The 23,843-nt window shown below is 68.2% G+C and carries 21 protein-coding genes; 10 read left to right on the plus strand and 11 right to left on the minus strand.

Annotated features, from left to right (window positions below; translation table 11 throughout):
• The first annotated feature begins 19 nt into the window (after positions 1-19).
• The 5 genes from QZ647_RS14170 (at position 20) to QZ647_RS14190 (ending at position 8,530) form a co-directional block, all read left to right on the plus strand.
• A complete protein-coding gene (locus tag QZ647_RS14170) occupies positions 20-3,034 on the plus strand; it encodes a PEP/pyruvate-binding domain-containing protein (RefSeq protein ID WP_291272784.1) in 3,015 nt (1,004 codons plus the stop codon).
• A gap of 66 nt (positions 3,035-3,100) precedes the next feature.
• Positions 3,101-3,715 carry a guanylate kinase gene (gene gmk, locus QZ647_RS14175; protein WP_291272785.1) on the plus strand — a complete coding sequence of 205 codons (615 nt, stop codon included), beginning with the start codon at positions 3,101-3,103 and terminating at the stop codon, positions 3,713-3,715.
• Positions 3,716-3,758: 43 nt separating this feature from the next.
• Complete coding sequence (locus QZ647_RS14180) at positions 3,759-5,339, plus strand: S41 family peptidase (protein ID WP_291272786.1); 1,581 nt, start codon at positions 3,759-3,761, stop codon at positions 5,337-5,339.
• A gap of 12 nt (positions 5,340-5,351) precedes the next feature.
• Positions 5,352-6,509: an acyl-CoA dehydrogenase family protein gene (locus tag QZ647_RS14185; protein WP_291272787.1), complete on the plus strand. Its 1,158-nt coding sequence runs from the start codon at positions 5,352-5,354 to the stop codon at positions 6,507-6,509.
• 14 nt (positions 6,510-6,523) lie between these two features.
• Positions 6,524-8,530 carry a S9 family peptidase gene (locus QZ647_RS14190; protein WP_291272788.1) on the plus strand — a complete coding sequence of 669 codons (2,007 nt, stop codon included), beginning with the start codon at positions 6,524-6,526 and terminating at the stop codon, positions 8,528-8,530.
• Between the two features lie 73 nt (positions 8,531-8,603).
• Here the strand turns inward: QZ647_RS14190 and folK are convergent, their stop codons facing one another.
• The 8 genes from folK to QZ647_RS14230 are packed head-to-tail and all read right to left on the minus strand — an operon-like array spanning position 8,604 to position 17,387.
• Positions 8,604-9,074 carry a 2-amino-4-hydroxy-6-hydroxymethyldihydropteridine diphosphokinase gene (gene folK / locus QZ647_RS14195; RefSeq protein WP_291272789.1) on the minus strand — a complete coding sequence of 157 codons (471 nt, stop codon included), beginning with the start codon at positions 9,072-9,074 and terminating at the stop codon, positions 8,604-8,606.
• 8 nt (positions 9,075-9,082) lie between these two features.
• Positions 9,083-9,442 (minus strand): preQ(1) synthase, encoded by a 360-nt coding sequence (gene queF / locus QZ647_RS14200; RefSeq protein WP_366526195.1) that lies wholly within the window; start codon positions 9,440-9,442, stop codon positions 9,083-9,085.
• 56 nt (positions 9,443-9,498) lie between these two features.
• Positions 9,499-10,197 (minus strand): 7-cyano-7-deazaguanine synthase QueC, encoded by a 699-nt coding sequence (gene queC / locus QZ647_RS14205; protein ID WP_291272791.1) that lies wholly within the window; start codon positions 10,195-10,197, stop codon positions 9,499-9,501.
• Positions 10,190-10,909: a lysophospholipid acyltransferase family protein gene (locus QZ647_RS14210; RefSeq protein ID WP_291272792.1), complete on the minus strand. Its 720-nt coding sequence runs from the start codon at positions 10,907-10,909 to the stop codon at positions 10,190-10,192. The genes queC and QZ647_RS14210 overlap by 8 nt, the downstream gene beginning before the upstream one ends.
• Positions 10,909-11,742: an Hsp33 family molecular chaperone HslO gene (locus QZ647_RS14215; RefSeq protein ID WP_291272793.1), complete on the minus strand. Its 834-nt coding sequence runs from the start codon at positions 11,740-11,742 to the stop codon at positions 10,909-10,911. Before QZ647_RS14215 ends, QZ647_RS14210 begins: the two co-directional genes overlap by 1 nt.
• Positions 11,743-11,744: 2 nt before the next feature.
• Positions 11,745-13,541, minus strand: a complete 1,797-nt coding sequence (locus tag QZ647_RS14220; RefSeq protein ID WP_291272794.1) for a M2 family metallopeptidase — start codon at positions 13,539-13,541, stop codon at positions 11,745-11,747.
• 46 nt (positions 13,542-13,587) lie between these two features.
• On the minus strand, positions 13,588-14,721 hold the full coding sequence (locus QZ647_RS14225) for a hybrid sensor histidine kinase/response regulator (RefSeq protein ID WP_291272795.1): 1,134 nt from the start codon (positions 14,719-14,721) through the stop codon (positions 13,588-13,590).
• A 14-nt stretch (positions 14,722-14,735) separates the two neighbouring features.
• A complete protein-coding gene (locus QZ647_RS14230; protein ID WP_291272796.1) occupies positions 14,736-17,387 on the minus strand; it encodes an ATP-binding protein in 2,652 nt (883 codons plus the stop codon).
• A gap of 103 nt (positions 17,388-17,490) precedes the next feature.
• Between QZ647_RS14230 and QZ647_RS14235 the strand changes: the two genes are divergently transcribed.
• Genes QZ647_RS14235 through QZ647_RS14250 form a run of 4 tightly spaced genes read left to right on the plus strand, consistent with a single transcriptional unit; the run spans position 17,491 to position 20,057 of the window.
• Complete coding sequence (locus QZ647_RS14235; protein WP_291272797.1) at positions 17,491-17,859, plus strand: LysR family transcriptional regulator; 369 nt, start codon at positions 17,491-17,493, stop codon at positions 17,857-17,859.
• A 58-nt stretch (positions 17,860-17,917) separates the two neighbouring features.
• Positions 17,918-18,673: a molybdate ABC transporter substrate-binding protein gene (modA, locus tag QZ647_RS14240; protein WP_291272798.1), complete on the plus strand. Its 756-nt coding sequence runs from the start codon at positions 17,918-17,920 to the stop codon at positions 18,671-18,673.
• Between the two features lie 14 nt (positions 18,674-18,687).
• Positions 18,688-19,380 carry a molybdate ABC transporter permease subunit gene (gene modB, locus QZ647_RS14245; protein ID WP_291272799.1) on the plus strand — a complete coding sequence of 231 codons (693 nt, stop codon included), beginning with the start codon at positions 18,688-18,690 and terminating at the stop codon, positions 19,378-19,380.
• A complete protein-coding gene (locus QZ647_RS14250) occupies positions 19,377-20,057 on the plus strand; it encodes an ATP-binding cassette domain-containing protein (RefSeq protein ID WP_366526177.1) in 681 nt (226 codons plus the stop codon). The genes modB and QZ647_RS14250 overlap by 4 nt, the downstream gene beginning before the upstream one ends.
• Here QZ647_RS14250 and QZ647_RS14255 read toward each other — a convergent pair.
• From QZ647_RS14255 to QZ647_RS14265, 3 genes are all read right to left on the minus strand, one after another.
• Positions 20,045-21,124, minus strand: a complete 1,080-nt coding sequence (locus tag QZ647_RS14255) for a S41 family peptidase (RefSeq protein WP_291272800.1) — start codon at positions 21,122-21,124, stop codon at positions 20,045-20,047. The genes QZ647_RS14250 and QZ647_RS14255 overlap by 13 nt on opposite strands.
• 86 nt (positions 21,125-21,210) lie before the next feature.
• The gene (locus QZ647_RS14260; RefSeq protein ID WP_291272801.1) at positions 21,211-22,221 is read right to left on the minus strand and encodes a hypothetical protein; all 1,011 of its coding nucleotides are present in this window, start codon (positions 22,219-22,221) and stop codon (positions 21,211-21,213) included.
• A 74-nt stretch (positions 22,222-22,295) separates the two neighbouring features.
• On the minus strand, positions 22,296-23,231 hold the full coding sequence (locus QZ647_RS14265) for a S41 family peptidase (RefSeq protein ID WP_291272802.1): 936 nt from the start codon (positions 23,229-23,231) through the stop codon (positions 22,296-22,298).
• 166 nt (positions 23,232-23,397) lie between these two features.
• On the opposite strand from QZ647_RS14265, the gene QZ647_RS14270 reads away from it, so the two are divergent.
• Complete coding sequence (locus QZ647_RS14270; RefSeq protein WP_291272803.1) at positions 23,398-23,838, plus strand: Lrp/AsnC family transcriptional regulator; 441 nt, start codon at positions 23,398-23,400, stop codon at positions 23,836-23,838.
• Positions 23,839-23,843: the final 5 nt, after the last annotated feature.

Raw genomic sequence — 23,843 nt, forward strand, 5'->3', positions numbered from 1 at the left:
TGAAATCGCCGGGGCCCCAATGATCAGCCGCGAATTCAACGAGATCTTCCACAAATACGCCACGGACAAGGAAATTTTCCATGACCTGATGCCCCTGCGCGCGCGGGAGATCCTGCTGGTGGCGCCGGCCTTCGACGCCTTCACGCTGGAGCAGGACGGCCTGCTGACGGAGATCCTCTTCGAGGGGTACTACCAGCTCAACATGAGCAACCCGCCGCGGGTGACCAATGTGTCCACCGTCGATGAGGCCCTGGAAAAGTGCGCCAGCCGCCACTTCGACATGATCATCGTCATGAGCCGCCTGGGCCAGGGTGGCCACATCGAGCTGTCCCGTGCCTTGCGCAAGGCCGACGCCAAGATCCCCATCTACCTCCTGCTGAACGACAATGTGGAGGTGGGCGTCATGGACCGGCGGCGCCAGGATCTGCTGCGCCACTACGACCAGATCTTCGTGTGGAACGGCAACTCCGAGATCTTCATGGCCATGGTGAAGTTCATGGAGGACAGCGCGAATGTCCTCAACGACACCCGGGTCGGCCTCACCCGCGTGATCCTGCTGGTGGAGGACAGCATCCGCTACTACTCGCGGTACCTGCCCATCCTCTACAGCGAGATCCTCAAGCAGACCACGCGCCTGGCCAAGGACCAGAATGTGGACCGCATGGCCCGCACCCTGGCCATGCGCGTCCGGCCCAAGGTCATCCTCGCCACCTCGTACGAGGAGGCCATGGCTTTCTGCGACCAGTTCCAGGACTGCCTGCTCTGTGTGATCTCCGACCGCAAGTACCCCAAGGGCGGTGTGCTGGACCGAGAGGCCGGCATCAAGCTGATCCGCGCCCTCAAGGAGCGGATCCCCGACCTGCCCACCCTGCTGCAGTCCTCGGATCCCCTCAAGGAATCCTGGGCCACGGCCCTGAACAGCGGTTTTCTGAACAAGAACTCGTACACGCTGGGCGCCGAGCTTTCCAGCTTCTTCTACGAGCGGCTGGGCTTCGGCGATTTCATCTTCCGCGACAAGCAGGGGGCCGAGATCGCCCGGGCCACCAACATGGAGGACCTGCGGGAGAAGCTGCGCAGCGTGCCCGTGGAAACCCTGGTCTACCACGCCTCCCGCAACCACTTCTCGGCGTGGATCATGGCCCGCGGCGAGGTCCAGGTGGCCAAGGTGCTCGCCAAGTTCCGCATCTCGGACTACCGCGACCCCGAGGAGATGCGCACCTTCCTTATCAATGTGGGCGACTATGTGCAGCGCATGAAGACCCTCGGGAAGGTGGTGCCCCTCACGGACTCCACCCCCAAGGACGAGCCCAACATCCTCCGCCTGGCCGCCGGGTCCATGGGCGGCAAGGGCCGCGGTGTGGCCTTCACGCACTCCCTGCTCTCGCGCCTGGACCTGGAGAGCCAGATCCCCGGGGCGACCATCCGCATCCCGCGGTCGGCGATCATCGGCACCGGGGAGTTCACGGACTTCATCAACCGCCACGACCTCCGGCAGATGCTCCAGGAGGAGGCGGACGACGATGTCATCAAACGCCGGTTCCTCGCAGGCTCCCTCACCCCGGAGCTGATGGCCAAGCTGCGCCTCTTCCTTGCCAAGCACGCGACGGTGCCCCTGGCCGTGCGCTCCTCGGGCCTGCTGGAGGACAGCCTCTCCCATCCCTTCGCGGGCCTCTACAACACCTTCTTCCTGCCCAACAACCACCCGGATCCCGCCGTGCGGGAAGCGCAGCTGGCCGAGGCCATCAAGCTGGTGTACGCCTCCGTCTACTCCAAGGCCTCCCGCTCCTACTTCCAGGCCATCGACTACAAGATCGAGGAGGAGCAGATGGCCATCCTCATCCAGGAGGTGTCGGGCAGCCGCTTCGGCGACCGCTTCTATCCGCACCTCTCCGGGGTGGCCCAATCCTTCAACTACTACCCCGTGGCCTACACCCAGCCCCAGGACGGCATCGCCAACATCGCCGTGGGCCTGGGCAAGTATGTGGTCGAGGGCGGGAAGGCCTACCGCTTCGCGCCGCCCTACCCCGAGATGGACATGCTCCCGCCCAAGGAGCAGCTGCGCACCACCCAGAAGCACTTCTATGCCCTGGACATGAGCCGGACCTCCGTCGACCTCTACGGCGGCGAGGATGGAACCCTCCTCCACCTCGACATTCAGGAAGCGGAGAAGGACGGCGCGTTGCACCACTGCGCCTCCGTCTGGGACTGGAACGACGACCGCATCCACGATGGACTCGACGCGCCGGGGCCGCGCATCGTGAACTTCCGGAACATCCTCAAGTACGATCAGTTCCCCCTGGCTCAGATCCTCCAGCGCCTGCTCGAGCTTGTCCGGGAAGCCATGGAGACACCCGTGGAGATCGAGTTCGCGGTGAACCTCGATCCCGACCCCCAGACTGGAAAGCCCACCTTCACCCTCCTGCAGATCAAGCATCAGCTGCTCGAGAGCGGTGATGTGAACCTCTCGACGGCGGACCTCGATCCGGCGGAGCTCTTCCTCTTCTCGGAACGCTGCGTGGGCAACGGCATCGTGGAGGGCCTGCGGGACATCGTCTGGGTGGACCCCGAGGGCTTCGACAAGTTCGAGACCCCCGCGCTCGCCGCGGAACTGGAAAAGCTCAACGACCGCTTTCGGGCGGAGGCCGGGAAGTATGTCCTCCTCGGCCCCGGGCGCTGGGGCAGCAATGACCGCCACCTGGGCATCCCCATCCAGTGGTCCATGATCTCCTGCGCCCAGGTGATCGTGGAGTACGCCATGGAGAACTTCCAGGCGGACGCCTCGCTGGGCTCCCACTTCTTCCACAATGTGACTTCGCTGAACATCGGCTACTTCACCGTGCCCTACCCCCGCGGCTCCAGCCTCCTGGACTGGGATTGGCTTCGCCGGCAGCCTGAGATCTGGCGCTCGGGCTGCCTCGTCCACAGCCGGGTGGAGGCCCCCGTCCACATCGTCATGGACGGCCGGCGCAGCGCCTCGGCGATCTTCAAGCAGGCGCCCCAGCCCGTTCCGCCGGAGGCCGAGGACGGGTTGTAGCCAGGGCCCTCCATCCCCATGACCTTCCAAGGTTTCCTTCCGTTAAAGTGGAAGCTGGAGGGGCCCTTGATCCACCATCCCGGCAATGTATTCGTGGTCTCCGCCCCATCGGGGGCGGGCAAGTCCACGCTGGCCCAGCGGCTGGTGCAGAGCGTGCCGGACCTGATCTTCTCCATCTCCTTCACCACGCGGAAGCCGAGGCCGGGCGAAGTCGATGGCCGGGACTACTTCTTCATCGACGAAGACCGCTTCGACGCGATGGTGCGCGAGGGCGGCTTCGTGGAGTGGGTGCAGGTCTACGGCCACCGCTACGGCACGGGCCGGGACTGGCTGAACGGCGTGCTGGCCACGGGCCTGGATGTCCTGCTGGACATCGAGACCACGGGCGCCCTGAACCTGCGGCGGGCCATTCCTGATGCCCGCATGATCTTCATCCTGCCGCCCTCAGCCGCGGCCCTGGAGCAGCGCCTGCGCAGCCGCGGCAAGGATTCCGACGAGCAGATCGGCATCCGCATGCGCCACGCTCGGCACGAGATGGAGCTCTACCACGCCTACGACTACCTGGTGATGAATGATGACCTCGAGCTCGCCTACCGGCAGTTCGAAAGCATCGTCTACGCCACCCGGACCAGCCGGGAGCGCATGGCCCCCGTGGCCCAGAGGATCCTGGAAGGCTTCTAGCCCGGAGCAGGGGTATCCTGGAGGCATTCTCCCCGGGAGCCTCATGGCCCGTTTCGTCAAGCGCAATTGGATGTGGATGGTCATGGCGGTCACCGTCGCCGTGGCGGGCCCGCTGCTGGCCCGGACCAACGGTGAGGGCGCGCGGCAGCGCAGCCTCGAGACCCTGACCGAAGTCATGGATCTGGTGCAGAAGCAGAGCCCCGAGCCGCCCGCCCCCCGGCAGCTCACCCACGCCACCATCCAGGGCATGCTGCACACGCTGGATCCCCACTCGAACTACATGGACGAGAGCGAGTTCCGCCTGCTCCGCGAAGAGCAGAAGGGCTCCTTCTTCGGCATCGGCGCCATCATCCAGCAGCACGACCAGGGCATCGCCATCATCAGCCCCATGAAGGGCGGCCCGGCCGAGCGCCTGGGCGTGCGCTCCGGCGACATCATCAAGGAGATCGACGGCGCCAACACGGAGGGCATGAGCTCCAATGCGGCCCTCCAGAAGCTGCGCGGCGAAAAGGGCACCCTGGTGGAGATCGCCGTCCAGCGCACCGGCGTCCCCGACCTGCTCCGCTTCTCCATCCCCCGGGCCGAGGTGCCCACCAACAGCGTCTACTACAGCTTCATGCTGAACCCCACCACGGGCTTCATCCTCATCAAGGACTTCGGCGAGACCACCTCGGAGGAGTTCGAGAAGGCCGTGACCACCCTGAAGAAGCAGGGCATGAAGCAGCTCATCCTCGACTTGAGGCAAAACGGCGGAGGCGTGCTCGATGCGGCCATCGGCATCTGCCGCCAGCTTCTCGGCCCCGACCAGCTCATCGTGAGCCAGAAGGGCCGTGACGGCCGGGACGAGAACCAGACCCGCACCAGCAAGGGCGCCCAGCTCGACCCGTTCCCCCTGGTCATCCTCATCAACCGGGGCTCGGCCAGCGCCAGCGAGATCGTCACCGGCGCCGTGCAGGATCACGACCGGGGCCTCGTCGTGGGCCAGACCAGCTGGGGCAAGGGCCTCGTCCAGAGCGTGGTGACCATCAACCGCTCCCGGGGCCTCCTGCTCACCACGGCTCGCTACTACACGCCTTCAGGCCGCAGCATCCAGCGGGACTACACGCACGGCCTGGACGACTACTACAATCCCGAGGACGAAAAGGACACCAAGCCTCAGGGACCGGCCTTCAAGACCGACCTGGGCCGCACGGTCTACGGCGGGGGCGGCATCAACCCCGACTACTCGATCCCCTCCGTCAAGTTCAGCGACTTCATGGTCAACCTCCGCTTCCGCCACTCGGCCTTCTTCCGCTACGCCGTGCACGAGAAGGAGCACTTCGGCATCAAGCCCGGCCAGCATGCGGACGAGATCGTCATGGCCCGCTTCCGCGCCTGGGCTCTGGAACAGAAGCTGCCGATCACCGATCAGGAGTGGGAGGCCAACCTCGCCGCCATGCAGGAACAGCTCTCCATCGAGATGCAGAATGTGGCCTTCGGCATCGAGGCGGGCTTCAAGATCCAGTGCGAGAAGGACCCCGCCATCCTCCGGGCCCTGGAGGTGATGCCGGAGGCCGAGGCCCTGCTCCACAAGAAGCAGCTCACCACCCGCGCTACCCCCACGACGGTCGCCACCCTCCGCTGAAGCGAGGCCCCCATGGATGTCACGCTCCCCGAGCATGTTGAAGCCCTGCGCCAGGAAGTGCGCAGGTTCGCGGAAAAGGAGATCCGCCCCCATGTCATGACCTGGGACGAGGCCAAGACCTTCCCCATGGCCGTGGTGAAGCAGCTGGGTGAGATGGGCATGATGGGCATCATCTTTCCCGAGGAGTACGGCGGCGCCGGCATGGGCTACCTGGAATACGCCGTGGTGGTGGAGGAGCTCTCCCGGGTGGACGGGTCCGTGGGCATCACCATCGCCGCGCACAACAGCCTGTGCAGCAACCACATCTTCGCGATGGGCAGCGAGGCTCAGAAACAGAAGTATCTGAAGCCCCTCGCCAGCGGCCAGGCCCTCGGCGCCTGGGGGCTCACCGAGCCGGGCTCCGGCAGCGACGCGGGTTCGCTCCGCACCTCCGCCAAGAAGGAAGGCTCGCACTACATCCTGAACGGCACCAAGACCTTCATCACCCACGGCACCGTGGGCGACATCTTCGTGGTGATGGCCCGCACCCGCCCCGCCGAGCCCGGCCGCAGCAGCGCCGACGGCATCAGCGCCTTCGTGCTGGAGAAGGGCATGAACGGCTTCCGGGCCGGCAAGCAGGAGAACAAGCTGGGCCTCCGGGCCAGCGACACCTCCGAGCTGATCCTCGAGGATGTGAAAGTGCCCGAGGCCAACCTTCTGGGCGAGGACGGCCTGGGCTTCAAGCAGGCCATGAAGACCCTCGACGGCGGACGCATCAGCATCGGAGCCCTGGGTCTCGGCATGGCGCAGGGCGCCTTCGAGGAGGCCGTGCGCTATAGCAAGATCCGCTACACCTTCGGCAAGCCCCTGGCCGATCACCAGGGCATCCAATTCAAGCTGGCGGACATGGGCACAGAGATCGAGGCCGCCCGCCTGCTCATCTACCGCGCCGCTGGTCTGAAGGACCAGGGTCTGCCCTACGCCAAGGCCGCCAGCATGGCCAAGCTCTACAGCTCCGAGGTGGCCTGCCGCGTGGCCAACGAGGCGGTGCAGATCCTCGGCGGCTACGGCTACACCAAGGACTACCCGGTGGAGAAGTACTACCGGGATGTGAAGCTCTGCACCATCGGCGAAGGCACCAGCGAGATCCAGCGCACCGTCATCGCCCGCTACCTGCAATCCGAATACTGATGTCCGGAGTACCCATGAAGACCCCGATCCTCCTTCTCGCCGCGGCGCTGCCCCTGCTGGCCAGCCGCCCCCTCCAGGTGGATGACCTGTTCAAGGTCAAGCGCGTCACCGAACCCCAGCTGTCGGCCTCCGGCGACCTGGCCTACCAGGTGGGCGCCGTGGACTTCGCGGCCAACAAGTCCGTGAGCCGCATCTGGTTCAAGCCCGCCGGCGGCGAGGCGAAGGAACTGGAGCTCGGCCCGGGCAGCCAGAGCCGCCCCCGCTTCAGCCCCGACGGCAAGCGGCTGGCCTACCAGTCCGGCGGCCAGGTGTGGGTGGTGGACCTGGGCACGAAAGCCAAGCACCAGGTCACGAAGCTGAGCGGCAGCGCCTCGGGCCAGGTCTGGAGCCCGGACGGCAAGTGGCTGGCCTTCCTCAGCACCACCGTCCCCAGCGGTGTCGATGCGGAGAACGCGGCCTACCTCAAGGCCAAGGAGGCCTCCAAGGTCTCGGGGCGCCTCTATACGACCCTGAGCTACCGGCACTGGAACGAGTGGAAGGATCCCCAGCAGGTGAGCCACCTCTTCGTGGTGCCCGCCGACGGCAGCGCCGCGCCCCGGGATCTCACGGCCGGCTTCACCACCGATGTCCCAAACTACGCCGATGTCTCCGCCGGAGATGGCTTCGCCTGGGCGCCAGACGGCAAGGCGCTGGCCTTTGAATCCGCCCCCGAGCAGACCAAGGCCACCAGCACCAACGGCGAGATCTACGAGGTGGCCTTCACGGGCGGCCCCGCGAAGCTGCTCTCCACCAACAAGGCCATGGACAACTCGCCCCGCTACTCGCCGGACGGCAAGTACCTGGCCTGGCGCGCCCAGCGCCGCCCCGGCTTCGAGGCCGACAAGTGGGAACTCTGGGTCATGGATCGGGCCACAGGCCAGGTGGTCCGCACCACCCAGGCTTTCGACCAGAGCTTCGGCGACTATCAGTGGCAGGGCCAGGACCTCGTGGGGACTTCCGAACAGCAGGGCCACACGGACCTCTTCCGCTGGGACGGCAAGGCCCTCCAGCGCCTCAGCACGGGCCTCCACATCGAGGGCTTCGCGCTGGCCAAGGGCCAGGCCATCGTCGTCTCCACCAGCCTCACCACGCCCCAGGACCTCTACACCGTGGACTTCAGGACCGGCAAGGCCGTGCGCGCCACGACGCACAACGAGGCCCTGGCCAAGGACCTGAGCCTGAACCCCGGCGAAGAGCTGTGGATCGATACCGTGGCCGTGGACGGCAAGCCCGCCAAGACCCACGCCTTCGTGGTGAAGCCCGTGGGCTACGACCCCAACAAGACCTATCCCGTGGCCTTCGTCATCCACGGAGGCCCCCAGGGCGCCTGGGCCGATGCCTGGCATCCCCGGTGGAACGCCCAGGCCTGGGCCGGCCGCGGCTTCATCACGGTGCTGCCCAATCCCCGCGGGTCCACGGGCTTCGGCCAGGCCTACACGGACGCCATCAGCGGCGACTGGAACGGCGCGGTCATGACCGACCTCATGAGCACCCTGGATGCCGTGCTCAAGCAGTACCCCAACGCCGATGCCAAGCGCGTGGTGGCCGCCGGCGGCAGCTATGGCGGCTACGCCGTGAACTGGATCTCCGGCCACTATCCCGAGCGCTTCGCCGCTTTCGTGACCCACGCCAGCATCTTCAACACCGAGTCCATGCAGCTGGGCACCGAGGAGCTCTGGTTCCCCCACTGGGAGTTCAAGGGCTGGCCCTGGGAGAGTGCCGAGACCAAGGCCCGCTGGCAGTCCCAGAGCCCCAGCAGCGCCATCGCGAAGATGACCAAGCCCATGCTCGTCATCCACGGCGAGCTGGACTACCGCGTGCCCGTCACCGAGGCCTTCCAGCTCTACAACACCCTCCAGGTGCGGGGCGTCCCCAGCCAGCTGCTCTACTTCCCCGACGAGACCCATTTCGTGGCCAAGCCCCAGAACAGCAAGCTCTGGTATGAGACCGTGCTCGGCTGGTGCGAGCGCTGGACCAAGTAAAGAGCAAGGCTGAACCACCAAGGCACCAAGAACGGCATCGCCTGTTCTTGGTGCCTTGGTGTCTTGGTGCTGATCAGTTTCTTGGGATCACTCCGCCGCATGCCCCGGGATCGGACAGCGCACGCCAGGGTTCGAGGACGAAGGGCCGGCTGAAGGCGCGGGGATGGGGCAGGTCCAGGCTCAGCTCGGGACCCAGCGCGCGCAGGTCCTCCGGCGCCGCCCAGGTCCAACTTCCCGGCGGACCGTCCGTGGTGATGAGATCCAGGTCCAGGGTGCGGGGCGCGTTCCGTCCGGCGCTGCGATCCCGCCCCTCGCCCAGCTCCAGGCGCAGCAGGGCCTCCAGCAGGCGGCGAGGGTCCGTCTCCCCCGTCACCAGGACCGCCACGGTGTTGAGGTAGGCGGGCCCCCGACCGGACTCGTCCGGCGTTTCCATCACCAGGGGCGAAGGCACCACCGGGCCGAGCGTGCGCAGAGCGGCCAACCCCGCCTCCAGGTGCGCCCGGCGGTCACCGAGGTTCGAACCGAGCGCAATGACGGCCTTCATGGGGGCGCCTACTGCTTCGTCCCGTGTTCCGCCACGACGACGGTCCGGATGCCGCCGCGGATGAGGAAGTCGCCCTCGATGCGCATCCACTGGGGTTGAAGGGCCGCCACCAGATCGTCGAGGATCTGGTTGGTGACCGCCTCGTGGAAGGCGCCCCGGTCGCGGAAGCTCCAGAGGTAGAGCTTGAGCGACTTGGATTCCACACAGAGCTGGTCCGGCTGGTAGAGGATGCGCAGCTTCGCGAAGTCCGGCTGGCCCGTGAGCGGGCAGAGACAGGTGAACTCCTCCGTCTCGAAGGTGATGGTGAAGGGCCGTCCCGGCCGGGGGCTCACGAAGGTATCGAGCTTCCCCGTGGGCCGCGTGACCACGAATTGTGGCAGCTGTTCGGGGAGGGAGGCTTGGGGGCTCTTCTTGATGGCCATGGTCACACCTTCAGGGAATCGGGGATGAACGCGTACGGAATGGGATCGGGGAATCCCGCTTGCTGGAAGCCCCGCAGCCGCAGGTGGCAGGAGTCGCAGTGACCGCAGGCCTCCTGCTCGCCCTGGTAGCAGGACCAGGTGAGGTGCAGCGGCGCGCCGAGCTCCCGGCCCTTCGTCACGATCTCGGCCTTGCGGAGGTGGAGGAGCGGCGCGTGGAAAGCCAGGTTCGTCTCGGGCCTCGTACCCAGGTTGGCGGTCTGCTCGAAGCTGCGGAGGAAGGCCTCGCGGCAGTCGGGATAGCCGCTGCTGTCCTCCTCCACGAAGCCCACGAAGATGGCCGTGGCGCCAAGCACCTCGGCCCAGCTCACGCAGGTGGCCAGCAGGTGCGCGTTGCGGAAGGGCACATAGCTCACGGGCACACCGGGCCGGTCCAACTCCCCTTCGGGCAGGGCGATGGAGGCGTCCGTCAAGGCAGAACCGCCGATGGTCTTCAGGGTGTCGAAGCCGATGATCAAGCGCCGATGCGCGGGCACGCCGTAGAATTCGGCAATGTCACGGAAGGCCTGCTTCTCGCGCTCCTGAGTGCGCTGCCCGTAGTCGGCGTGGAGCAGGGCCAGCTCGAAGCCCTGGGCCTTCGCCATGGCGGCCGTCACGCAGGAATCCATGCCGCCAGAGAGGGAGACCACGGCGAGTTCAGGCATGGGAGATCCCTTCAGCCCAGGTTTCCAGAAGATCCATCTCCCGCTGGAGCCGCACGGCCTCCGCAGTGTCATCCGCCTTCGGCGGAATCTGGTACGGCCTTCCGTACTTGATCACGCAGGTGGCGAACGGAAACGGGATCACCATGCGGTCCCAGGTCTTCAGTTGGAAGCTGTGGTCGAAGGCCAGGCTCACAGGCACGATCCAGGCGCCGGTCTTGCGGGCCAGGGCGAGGGTGCCAGGCTTCAGCGCCATGAGGGGGCCCCGGGGGCCATCGGGCGTGATGCCGAAGTCCCAGCCCTGCTTCACGGCCTGGATCATCCGCACCAGGGCCTTGGCGCCGTCGTCGCTGGCGGTGCCCCTCACCGCATGGATGCCGAACCAGCGCCAGGTGGCCGCGCTGCGCTCGCCATCCTTGCTGTCGCTCGACAGGATGGCCACGCCCCGCACCTCGCCGGCGGCGTTCCGGCGGCGGAAGGGATAGGCCAGGGGCATCATGAAGAGGCGCCGGTGCCAGAAGCTCAGGATGACGCGTTCATCCCGGGCCACGAGATCCTCGACGGCCTCGAAGCCTTCGCGACGCACCCGCAGGGTGTAGGACCAGAGCTTGGTCATCCCCGCCACCAGGAAGGGCACCGCGCGGAAGGCAACCCACACCGAGACCGGTGAGCCCAGGGGCCGCCCCCGGCCGGCGATGGCCACGCGAACGGCCATCAGGCCTCCCCTGCCAGCAGATCCTCGCGGGTGATGGGATAGAGGGTGCCGCAGTAATCGCAGCGGACCTCGAGGGGCCCGGGCTCCTTGAAGAGGTCCGCCTTCTGGTCGGCGGGGAAGCGGCGCAGGGTCTCCAGCAGGGCCTCCCGAGTGCATCGGCAGCGGTAGAAGAGATCCGAGGAGGCCAATTCCTCGACGCCCTCCCCCTGGGAGACCCAAGAAGCCAGGAAGCCCGGCGTACGCTCCCAGAAGGGCACCACCTCCAGGCCCTCGATGGCCTGGACCAGCCGGGCCAGGCGGGCGGGTGGGCAGTCCGGCAGCGGTTCCACCAGCATCCCCCCGGCCTCGCCCGTGCCCGGGTCGCACCAGAGCGTGAGGCTGGCCTGGATCTGCTCCGATTGCTGAAGGTAGTGCTCCACCTGGATCTGAATCCCACCCTCGACCAGGGGCAGGTGCCCCACATAGGGCTGACCCGAGGTGTTGGAGCGCATGACCTGGAACACGCCGGGCCCGGCGATCCACGACGGGGCCTCGGGCTTCCCCAGGTCGAGCACACCCCGGATGGTGCCGTCGGGCCAGCAGTCGGTCACCACGGCCTTGGCACGACCCGAGCCCTTCACCAGGAGCTGCAGGCGCTCGGCGAAGAGGGTCCGCCCCTGCAGCAGGGCCGTGGCCGAGAGCAGCTCCGTCAGACAGGCACAGGCCTCCGGATCCAGGTGGGGATGGGCGCGCCGGACGCCATCCCACAGGGGGCTGGCATCCAGCGAGGACAACCGGACCTGGTGGTCCCGCGTGAGGGCCCTGGTAACCTGGGCCTGGGAGCGATCCGCCATGCTCAATCCCATCCGATCTGCCGGCCCTTGTTCTGCTGCTCCAGCCAGGCCATCAGGGGCTTGAAGTAGTCCATCATGGCCCGGGTGGACAGGTCCTCGCCGGTGGCCTCCTTCAGCACCTTCCGCCAATCTTCCGTGGCGCCCTTGGCCAGGATCTTCTTCAGGAAGGCGCCGACCTCCTTGTTCCCCGCGTAGTTGCAGGCGCGGGGATCCTGGTGGAGGATCTTCCGGGCGATGTGGTCGTGCATCTGGAACTTGAAGACCGTGGCCCAGCCGTAGCTGTAGTAATAGGCGGGATTGTCGTTGATGTGGGTCTTGGTGGCGGCGTCGCAGAACTGCTCGCCGCGGGGGCTCGGCGGCTCCACGCCCTGCAGGTCGCGCACCTGCTTCCACCAGCGCGCATTCATCTGGTCCGCCGGCATGCCGCCATAGAACTCGGCCTCCCACTCGGGCATGGTGCCGCACGCCCAGTACATGAAGGGGATGGCCACCTCGAGCGCGTCGTTGAGCAGCACCTGCATCTGGTCGACCTTGTAGTCGGCCGGCAGCACGCCTGCGCCCTTGAGGTAGGGGATCTGCCGGGTGGCCATGGCGATGAGCTCGCCCACGCCCTCGTGGAAGCTGGGGTTGGCCCCGTCCCGCAGGAGGGGCGGCACATTCGGGTTGGTGTAGCTCATGAAGTAGTAGCCGTGGCCCAGCTCGTGGTGCACGGTCTCGAACCACTGGGCGTTGGGTTCCACGCTCATGAGCGAGCGAATGTCCTTGTCCAGGTCCAGGTGCCAGCAGGAGGCGTGGGCGTTCTTCTTGCGGGGATCGCCGGCCTTGACGGGGTAGAGGTCGGACTTGACCCAGAAGCTGGCGGGCAGCGCCTCAAAGCCCAGGCCCGTGTAGAAGGCCTCGGCGGTCTTCACGATGCGTTCGGGCTGCCAGCCCTTGAAGTAGGGATCGAAGTCCACGGCACTGACGAAGCCGGTCCAGTTCTGGCTCCAGCGGTTGTTGATCCAGTGGGCGGGAATGGCCTTGGGCACCGGCTGGCCGTACTTTTTCGCCATCTCGTACTTCACCCAGGTATGCAGCTGAAGGTAAAGGGGCTTCAGCTCCGCCAGGAACTTCCGGTTGAAGGCCGCCATCTCGTCCTTGGTCAGCCCGTAGCGGGCCACCTGGAGCGCGAAGTAGTCGGGGTAGCCCAGCTCCTTGGCCACCCCGTTGCGGAGGTCCCGCAGACGCACCAGGCCGTCCTTCAGGGGAAGGCCGATCTCCTTGCTGGCCTCCCACCACAGCTGGCGTTCCGCCAGGTCGCGGCTGGAGGAGAGCTTGTTGTCGATGTCGTTGGCGGTCACGGGCTTCCCGGCCACCTTGAACTGGAACCCGTTCATGAGCGAGATCTGTTTCGTCTCCGCCTCGATGCGGTCGGCCACCAGCTTGGGCTGGGTCATGGGGCCCTCGGCACCGTAGGGCATGAGCAGCACGCGTTCCAGCTGCCGCACCGTCTTCTCGTCGAGCTGGGCGCGGTGCTTCAGGAGCTCCTTGGCCTCGGTGATGACGAGGGGATTGCCGTTGAAGGCGGCGAAGGCCTTGCCCGCCCACTCGGCGGCGGCATCGTGCTCGGGCTTCACATCCGTGGCCGCCGCCCAGGTGGCCTCGGAATTGACATAGTAGAGCGCCTGGTAGCCCGCATTCACGAGCTTCAGGAAGCGGTCCGCCCGTTCCTGGTACTGGGCCTGCACGGGAGCGGTCATCTGGGCCACCAGGGGGATGCCTAACGCCAGGCTGGGGATCAGGGCTGGAAGGATGCGCATGGGGGCTCCAGGGAACCCTCTATTGTGCCTTCGGCCGACGGGATCGTCAGCAGGGGATCAGGATGGTGAAGTTCGACCCGAAGCCCAGCTGGCTCTGCGCCCGGATCTGGCCCCGGTGGGCGGCCACCAGGCGCTGGACGATGGCGAGGCCAAGCCCTACGCCCCTGGCGGCGTCGCTGCGCTCGGCCTGACGGAAGGGATCGAAGATGAAGGGCAGGTCCCCCGCCGGGATGCCCCGGCCTGTGTCGATCACCGACAGCCTCAGGAAGCGCATGCCGGCCTCCACGCCGGATCCGAACTCGACTCCCGCCTCCACGCGCACCGCCCCGGCCCGGGGCGTGAACTTGAAGGCGTTGTCCACCAGGTTGACCAGTGCGCGGTCCAGCTTCAGGCGGTCTCCCTGGATCACGGGCAGGCCCTCGGGAACGGCCGGCTGGAACTCCACCCCGGTGGCGGCGGCACGCAGGTTGTACGGGGCCAGCAGGGCCGACAACCAGGAAGTCGTGTCGATCTCCGAGAACTCCATGGGGAGCTGGCCGCTCTCGCTGCGGTAGATCTCCAGCATCTCGTCGAGCAGCGTCTTGATCCGGGTGCAGGATTCCTCCGCCTTCTCGATGGCCTCCTCGCGAACGGTCCCGCCGTTTTTTATTTTTTCCAAGACGAGCCCCAGCACCGTGAGCGGCGAGCGGAGGTCGTGCACGAGCATGGAAGTGAAGTTGGTTTTGAGGGTGTTCACCTCTTTCAGCTTGAGGTTGGCGTCCACCAGGTTCTGGTTCTGGATCTCCAGCTCGCGCTGCAGGCGGCCGAGGTTCACCTGGTGCTCCACCCGCACCAGCACCTCCTCAGCGCTGAAGGGCTTGGTGACATAGTCCCGCCCTCCCACATGGAAGGCCTTCACCTTGTCCAGCGGATCGTCGAGGGCGCTGATGAAGATGATGGGGATCCGCTGGAGCACGGGATCCGCCTTGAAGGCTTGGCAGGCCTGGTAGCCATCCATGCCGGGCATGTTCACATCCAGCATGACCAGCTCCGGCGGGTGGCGGCGGGCCGCCTCGAGGGCCATCGCCCCCGAGGGGACTGCGCGCACCCGGTAATTCCGCTCCCGCAGGACGGCACTCAGCAGGTCCAGATTGTCGGGGTTGTCGTCGACGATGAGAATGTCGCCTTGGGGCACCAGCATGGTCGTCTCCCTCCTCATCCGTTCAATGCGTCGAGCAGTTCCTGGAGCTTGTAGGCCTTGAGCAGCTGGCGCAGACCCTCGGCGACGGGATCGGCCCCCAACTGGCCCACCAGGGCCAAGGCGGCCTCGGTGTCTCCGATCAACACCGCTTCCTTCAGATCGGCGCGCCAAGTCGCGGACTGAAGATGCAGGCAGTCCAGCAGGGCCCCGGGCGGCGACAGCCCCACCTCGGGTTCCCGGGTCAGGAAGCGGAGGCCGAGCAGGCGGCCCGCCAGCTCGAAGAGCTGCGACTCCCGGAAGGGCTTGCCCATGAAGTCGTCGAAGCCTGCCTTGCGCAGGGTCTCGCGATCCAAATCGATGACGCTGGCGGAGATCGCCACGATGAAGGTGTGGGGCAGGTTCTGCTCCAGCTCCTTCCCCCGGATCACCTGGAGCGCTTCGAAGCCGCTCATCCGGGGCATGCGGAGATCCATCCAGAGGAGCTCCGGCCGGTGGCGCTCCCAGAGTTCCACGGCCTCGGCGCCATCGGCCGCGCTGTAGACCTGGAACCCCACGGAACCCAGCAGCCGGGCCAGCAGATCGCGGTTCTCCAGCCGGTCGTCCACCACCATCATGGAGACCTTCCGCTGGCCGGGCTCCAGGCCGACCACCTGCCCCCGGTCCTCCAGCTCCAGGGGCGGCTCCCCTTCGGGGAGAGGCAGGCTGAAGGTGAAGCAGCTGCCCTGCCCCACCCGGCTTTCCAGGGCGATGTCGCCCCCCATGAGGTGCACCAGGGATCGGCTGATGTGCAAACCGAGCCCCGTACCCTCGGCGTTCCCGGCCTGGCTGCCTGCCTGGAAGAAGGGCTGGAACAGCTGGCGCTGATCCTCCTCGCTGATCCCCGCCCCCGTGTCCGTCACGCTGAAGGCGGCCCGACCCGCCGCGTAGCGGGCGCTCAGGGTGACGGATCCCTTGGCCGTAAACTTGACCGCGTTCCCCACCAGGTTCACCAGGACCTGGCGCAGCTTGGCCTCGTCGCCCTCCAGGTAGGCCGGGAGGGAGGGGTCCGCCTCCAGTTTCAGCTCGAGCCCCTTGGCCTCGGCCCGGATCCGCTGCAGGTCCACCAAGCCCTCGATCAGGGTGAGGGGGCGGAAAGATCCCAGGCGCAGCTCCAGGCCCCCGGATTCTATCTTGCTGAGGGACAGCACATCGTTGATCAGAGAGAGCAGATGCTCGCCGGCCGACAGGATGCGCCCGAGCTGGTCGCGGTCCTCGGGGCTGCGCTCCGTCCGGCGATTCATCAACTGGGCGTAGCCGAGGATGGCGTTCAGGGGGGTGCGGAGCTCGTGGCTCATGTTCGACAGGAAGGCGCTCTTGGCGTGGTTCGCGGCCTGGGCTCGGGCCTCGCTGGCCCGGAGTTCGGCCTCCAGGACTTTGCGTTCCGTCAGATCGGAGCCGATGCTCAGGAATCCCACCCGCTCGCCCCGGGCCCCGCTGATCGTCGAAAGGGCCACCAGCATGGGTACGCGCCGCCCGTCCCGGGTCAGGAAGGTCCACTCCCGCTGATCGGGACCCGCCTCCGTGAGCAGCCGGATCACTTCAGTTCCCGAGGTCACCGGATGACCCAGCTGCCTTGAGAGCACCCGGGCGCAGGCCTCCATCTCCTCCGCGTCGACCCAAGGCGCAGCCGTCTGGCCGACCATATCCTCGGCCCGGAAGCCCAGGAGCTGTTCCGCGTAGGGATTGAAGCGCCGTACGGTGCCGTCGTTGTCGCGGGCGATGATGGCCACCTGGGCGCTGTGGAGCACGGCCCGCTCGCTGGCTTCGCGCTCCGCCAGGGCGTGGATGGTGTCCCTCAGCCGCGCAATCATGCGGTTCAGCTCCCGCCCCATGTCGGCGAGCTCGTCCCGACCGCCGATGTGGACCCGGACTTCCAGGTCACCCTCGGCCGCCCGACGCACCTGCTCCACCATCCGCCGGATGCTGCCGGACAGGTCGCGGGCGATCCGATAGCCCAGCACCAGGGCTGCGGTCAGCCCCCCCAGGATGGTGATGTAGGACCAGGTCCGCGTCCGCCAAGCCCGCGCCGACATGGCCTCCACGCTGCGCTGGGCGGCGTCCTCCTGAACCTGGACGAGGCCGGAGATGAGGCTCGTGAGGGGCAGGATCTGAGGCAGGAGATCATCGTCCACGAAGCGCCCGAGGGCCGGCAGCCGGTCTTCCGCCAGGAGCTGCTCCAGGGTGTCCAGATCCCTCATCAGGTAGGTGGAGAGGGCATCCACGCGGGCCACGGTTTCCGGGTTCGACAGGTCCCGGGCGGTGGCCTTGAATGCGGCCCACTGCTCCCCCGCCTCCCTCCGCGCAGCCCGGACCTGGGCCAGGCCCTCGGCGGGTTCCAGGGTCCCGCCCCGCACCTGACGGGCCGCGAAGAGGATGCGGATGCTGTAGGCGTCCGACACGATCTTGAGCTGACGCACCGGGACCATGCGCTTCTCGAAAATGCGCAGGGCCTGGTTCTCTTCGTCGTGCAACACGCCGAGCTGGATCAGGGCCAGCCCCGCGAGGATGCCCGCCACGATGCTGTAGCCGAGCCAAAGCTTGGCGGCAATCCGGATTCGACTCAGGAAGGAGACCATGGGCACATCCAGGGGTGGGTCCGACTGATGGCGTGGTTCGCCTTGCAGCATGACGGAAATCCCGAACGACGGGATTCGGTTTCCTGCGCGATCCGTGGATTCACGGATCGCGTCCCCGGGGGGATCATGGGGACGCGCCACCGCCGGAGCCCCCATGTCCAAGCCCGCCCCCTCCCTCGATCTCCGCGTCCGGTTCTACCTGGGCGGCGAGATCGCCCTGGGCCCCGGGAAGGCGCACCTGCTGGAGGCCATCCAGGAGACGGGCTCCATCGCGGCGGCGGGGCGCCTGATGGGCATGAGCTACCGTCGGGCCTGGTTGCTGGTGGACACCATGAACCGCTGCTTCCGGGAGGCCCTGGTCGCCACCGAGAAGGGCGGGGCAACCCGGGGCGGAGCTACGCTCACGCCGCTGGGAATCAAGGTCCTGGCCCGGTACCGCAGCCTGGAGGCCAAGGCGGCCCGGGCAGCCGCGGCGGACCTGAAGGCGCTGACCACCCTGCTGTCGGGGCAGGACGGCCTTTGACCGGGGCCTTTCGGGTCCGATATATTCAGTGGGATATAGCGGACCCCCGGAAGGTCTCATGCCCCTCGCCCGACCCCCTCTGCTGCGCTGCCTCCTCCTCACCCTGTCCCTGGCCACCGCCGGGCGGGCGGGCGACTTGGTGGTCTCCGCCGCCGCGAGCCTTGCCGAAGCCTTCCAGGAGCTGGCCCAACGCCATGAAGCGCGGCATCCGGGCACCAAGGTCGTGCTCAACACCGGCGCCTCGGACAAGCTGCTGCAGCAGATTCTCGCCGGGGCCCCCGTGGATGTGTTCGCTTCCGCGGATCAGACCGCCATGGACCGGGCCGTGGCCCAGGGGGCCGTGGATGCGGCCTCCCGCGCGACCTTCGCGGGGAACGCGCTGGTGATGATCGTCCCCCTCGAGGCACGGGGCCCCGCCACCCCGGCTGAACTGCTCCAGCCCCAGGTCCGCCGCGTGGCCATCGCCAACCCGGCCAGCGTGCCCGCAGGCCGCTATGCCCGTGAGGCCCTGGAGGCCCTGGGGCTGTGGCGGGCCGTCGAGGCCAAGGCCGTCTTCGGCCAGAGCGTCCGCCAGTGCCTGGACTACGCGGCCCGGGGCGAAGTGGACGCCGCCTTCGTCTACGCCACGGATGCCGCCATCCAGACTCGCAAGGTGCGGGTGGTCGCCACCGTGCCCACCCGCACCCCCGTCACCTATCCCCTCGCCGTGGTCACGGGCACCCGCCAGGCCGAGGCCGCCCGCGCCTTCGTGGCCCTGGTGCTCTCGCCGGAAGGCCGGGCGGTCCTCACCCGCTTCGGCTTCACCGCCCCCTGATGGATCGGGCCCTGATGGACCAGGCATGGATCCCCCTGCTGCTGTCCCTCAAGGTGGCGGGACTGGCCACGCTGCTGGTGCTGCTGGCGGGGACGGCCCTGGGCTTCCTCCTGGCCCGCCGCCCCTTCCCCGGACGGGAGCTGCTGGACGCCCTCTGCACGCTGCCCATGGTGCTGCCCCCCACGGTGCTCGGCTACTACCTGCTGGTGCTGCTGGGACGACGCGGAGCGCTGGGGGGATTCCTGGACCGCACCTTCGGGATCCAGCTCATCTTCACCTGGCAGGGGGCCGTGATCGCGGCCTCCATCGTCTCCTTCCCCCTGGCCCTCAAGGCCGCCCGCGCGGCCTTCGAGCAGGTGGATCCGCAATACGAGCGGGCGGCCCGTACCCTGGGCGTGTCCGACCTGGGCGTGTTCTTCCGCGTCACCCTTCCCTTGGCCTGGCGCGGCATCCTGGCGGGCACCCTCCTGGCCTTCGCCCGGGCCCTCGGCGAATTTGGCGCCACCCTCATGGTGGCGGGCAGCATCCCCGGCCGCACGCAGACGCTGTCCGTGGCGGTCTACGAGGCCGTGCAGGCGGGCCAGGACGGTCTGGCGACCACGCTGGTGATCGTGACCTCCACCACCTGCCTGCTGGTCCTCCTCGTCGCGGCGCGGCTGCTCCGCGGCCACGACGCCCGCAGCGCGGGGCGGGAGCCCTGGCCATGAAGCTGCGCGTGGACATTCGGGGCACCCTGCGGGGCCGGGAGCGGCCCTTCCACCTGGAAGTGGCCTTCGCCACCTCGGCCCGGTCGCTGGTGCTGTCGGGCCCCTCCGGTGCTGGCAAGAGCCTCACCCTCCGCGCCATCGCGGGCCTTCTGCGCCCGGAGGCCGGGTGCATCCAGCTGGGCGAGTGCGCCTTCTTCGACAGCGCCACGGGCTTGCACCTCCCGCCCCAGGCCCGCGATGTGGGCCACCTCTTCCAGGACTACGCGCTGTTTCCGCACCTCACGGCCGCGGAGAATGTGGCCTTCAGCTTCTCGCGCACCTGGCGCCGCCCTTCCCGCGCCGCGCTGGCGCAGGCCCTGCCCTGGCTCGACCGTCTGGGCCTCGGGGGCTTCGCCGCGGCCCACCCGGGCCAGCTCTCCGGCGGCCAGCGCCAGCGCGTGGCCCTGGCCCGCGCCCTGGCTGCGAGGCCCCGCCTGTTGCTGCTGGATGAACCCTTCTCCGCCCTCGACCACCGCATGCGGGACCGCCTGCGCCTCGAACTGAAGGATCTGGCCGCCCAGGAGAACCTGCCCCTGGTGGTGGTGAGCCACGATCCCGGCGATGCCGAGGCCTTCGGCGAGCACCTCGTCGAGCTGGAAGAGGGTCGCGTGGTCTCCGAGGAGACCTACCGAGCGTAGCGGACGGGTTCCGCCTCACCCTTCTCCACGCGGGCCAGGATGCCCTCCAGGCGCTTGCGGTAGTCGGGATCCTTCTCCCTCTCGAGGATGCCCCGGAGGATCGCCCCATGAGCCGCCTTCAGCGCCTCGGCGGCGGGCACGGCCAGGTCCGGTTTCACCCCCACACGCTCCCAATTGGTGCCGGTGACGGGGTTGATGGCCCGGCCCGTGGGGATGAAGGCGTTGAAACCATGCCCCAAAAGCACCGCGCCACCGGGATTGGCGCCACCGCCCGTGGTCTCGCCCACCAGGGTCGCGCGCTTCTGGGTCTGGAAATCGTAGGCGCACTCCTCGCCGCCGGAGAAGGTGCGGGCCGAGGTGAGGACATAGACGGGCTTCGCGTAGCGCGGGGCAACGGTCGCCGTGGTCCAGTACTGACGCGTCGTGTTTTTCGGCCGGTTGTAGATGGAGTTGAGGTGCCGGGTGTCGCCCTCCTCGAAGAAGTGGCTCACCAGGTAGGCCACGCTTTCGGGATCGCCGCCCCCGTTCTGGCGCAGGTCGAGGATGAGGGCCTCGGTGCCTGACAGGAGCGAGAGGGCCGCGGAGAAGGCCGGTCCCACGAACTCCGTGGGGCCGAAGCCCCGGATGTCCAGGTAGCCCACATTGCCCGGGAGCTGCTCCACCTTGGCGATGCCGAAGCCCCGCCGCTGGGAGAACTGCCGCATCTGCGCCACCTCGTCGCGCGTGGGCGGCTTGTCGTCATCGTCGCTCGCGGGCTTGAAGGCCGGATCGAAGCGCACCCGGAAGTGGCCGTCCCGGCCCGCCTCCCGCAGGTCCCTGGAGAGGGCTTCGGCGAAGGCCTGGGCCGTGACGGCGCCATCGTAGGCGCCCTGGGCCGCCTTGGCCTTCAGCGCGGCGCTGGTCGTCTCGGCGACCTCAGGGAAGACATAGCGGGCCTTCAGTTCCCTGGCGAGGGTCTCCACCACGGCTTTCCGCTGATCGGCCGTCACAGGGGGCGCGATGGGGGCGGCCTCCTGGGCGGCGAGGGTCAGGACCAGGGCAGGCAGGACGAACAGGGCGCGACGCATGGAACCTCCTGAGTCCTTCAGGTTTCGGCCGGGGGGCCGCCCGGTCTAGGCGGCAGGATGCCGGATGGCCGGCAGGTTGCCGGAGCTTAGGGGCCCGTGCGCCGGATCCAGCTGGGGCCCCGATCCTCGCCGGTCCGCGGAATGCGCCGCAGGCCCCGGCCGTCCGGCGTCTGGAGGTGAATGTCGTACTCCCCGTCCACGAGGCCGCTGAAGGCGATCCAGCCGCCATCGGGGGACCAGGCTGGCGCGTAGGCCTTGCCCGCGAAGGGCAGGAAGGTGGGCGTCCCACCCGCGGCCGGGAGGATGCCGATCTGGGCACCCTCGCTCGTGAGGCGCTGGAAAGCGATCCAGCGGCCATCCGGCGACCAGGTGGGGAAGTAGTCGCCCGACACGCTGCTGGTGGGCGTCAGCTGGCGGGCCCCGGTGCCGTCGACATTCATCAGCCACAGGGCTGGACTGCCCTGGCGATACGAGGTGAACGCGAGGCGCGTGCCGTCCGGCGACCAGGCGGGCGTGACATCGGGCGACATCATCGGGTCCCCGGCCTGGTGTGGCGTGAGGTTGCGCCGGTTCTCCAGACTCCGGCCCCGCAGATCCGCCGTGAAGATGTCGCCAGCCGGGTCCTCCAGCTGCGAGTGGAAGGCGAGGCGTGTGCCATCCGGCGACCAGGCGCCCTCCCGCTCAGTGGGGCTTCCGGGCGGCGACAGGAGGGCGGCAGGCCGGGCGAAGTCATCCACCAGCATCAGCTGTGCGGGGTCCTCCGCCGTGGGGATCGAGGCATAGACCAGCGTCCGGCCGTCGGGCCGGGCCTGGGGCCGGGTGCCTTCGTAGCCGGGACCCAGCACCTCCGGCTCGCCACCTTCCAGGCGAACCCGGTAGAGCAGGCGCCGGCCTTCAGGGTTCTGGCCGTCGAACAGCAGGTCGTAGGCGGCCGGCGGCCGGGGAGCCGGAGTCGGCCCACTCCTCTGGCCGGCGGCCCCCCCGCAACCTGCCACCGCGACCAGGCCAAGCAGCCCCGCCAGGACCCGGCGGCCGGCATCCGGGCCGGGGCCCCGGCGGAATCGGGAGGTACGGAGCGAAAGTCGAGGCAGGGGCATGGGATTCCTGGAACAGACAAATCGAGGGGGCCACTCAACCTCGCCGCAGCCGGAACGGCGCGGGCGGGAAGACCTCAGGCTCTGGCCGCCGTGGCAGACAGTTTTTCCAGCGCTTTCTCCAGGGCCTTGTCCAGCGCCTGGTCCGCTGGGACCAGCACATCCGGTTGCACGCCCCCGCCCTCCCAGTTGGTGCCGCTGACCGGGTTCACCGTGCGCCCGACGGACAGGGACAACTCCAGGCCCTGCCCCACGGGGAAGAAGCGGTTCGGGTTGGCGCCGCCCTTGGTGCGCTCGCCGATCAGCACGGCCCGGCCCCGCTGCTGCAGGCCGTAGGCGAAGGCTTCGCCCGCCGAGAAAGTGGTGCCGCTCACCAGCACATAGACCGGCACTTTGGTGAAGGCCGCGCGGGTGGAAGGACCTGCCCAGACTTCCATGGTCTCGTCCTTCCGGAAGACGAGGCTGTTCAGGAGCACACGCTCGGGAAGGAAGTAGGAGGCCAGCAGCGCGAGGGCATCGCCGCCGCCGCGGTTCTCCCGGAGGTCGATGATCATCGCCCTGCTGCCGGCTAGCTGATCCATGGCCTGGTCGAAGAGCGGGCGGCTTTCGTCCGCCTGGAAGAACCGGTCCACCCGGAGGTAGCCCACCTCGCCCCTGAGGCGCTCCACCTTCTCGATGCCGTGTCGCCCCACGGGCTTGTCGAAGTTGGGGATCGCCTTCCGCACGCTCACATGCTTATCGCGGGTCAGATCCTTGAGTTCGGCGTTGACCCTGGCGATGAAGGCCGACCGCTCGGCGGACCCCTCGGCCACGATGGCCGAGGCGCGCTCACCCAAAGCTTCGGCGGCCCTGGCCGCCACATCCGCGAAAACATACTCGTCGCGGACCAGCTCGATGATCCGCGCAAGGGCCTGCTGCTGCTCCTGGCGGGTCAGGGGGGAATCCTTGGCGACTTCGCGCGCGGCGAGCCCGGCCACCAGGGCCGAGAGGATGAGGGTGGTTTTCAGGCGCATGGGGCCTCCGTGGGAAAGGGAGTGGTCGAAGGGGGATGTGATGAACGACCCGGCCGGATTCCTCTAAACCGCTTCTCGGCCCGGCGGACTTCCAGGGTTCGCGGTTCGCCTGCCGCCGTGTAGACGGCAGGGTGCCGGAACACCGGCAAACTGCCAGAATGGGGACATGCCCAGGCCCGACCTTGACGACATGGACCGCCGCCTCCTCGCGGAGCTGGGAACCGACGCCCGCCTCACGCAGGTGGCCTTGGCGGCGCGGGTGGGCCTCTCGCGGTCGGCCGTGCAGGAGCGCCTCAAGCGCCTGGAGCGCGAGGGCGTCATTCTGGGCTACACGCTGCGCCTGGGCTTCGAGGCCAAGCCCGGTGTACGGGCCTACCTCCTGGTGCGCGGCAGCGGGCCCAGCCACGAGCGGGCCCTGCGCATGCTGGAGGCCTTCCCCGAGGTGCGGGTGGCCGACAGCGTGAGCGGAGACATCGATCTGGTGCTGCAGCTGGAGGCGGAGCACCTGGAGGACCTCAACCGCATCCGGGATGAGGTGGCCCGGCTCCCCGGCATCGCCTCCACCCAGACGCTGCTCGTGATGGCCCCGCGCTTCGACCGGCGCTGAACCGT

The organism is Geothrix sp., assembly GCF_020622065.1.
Taxonomy (GTDB): Bacteria; Acidobacteriota; Holophagae; order Holophagales; family Holophagaceae; genus Geothrix.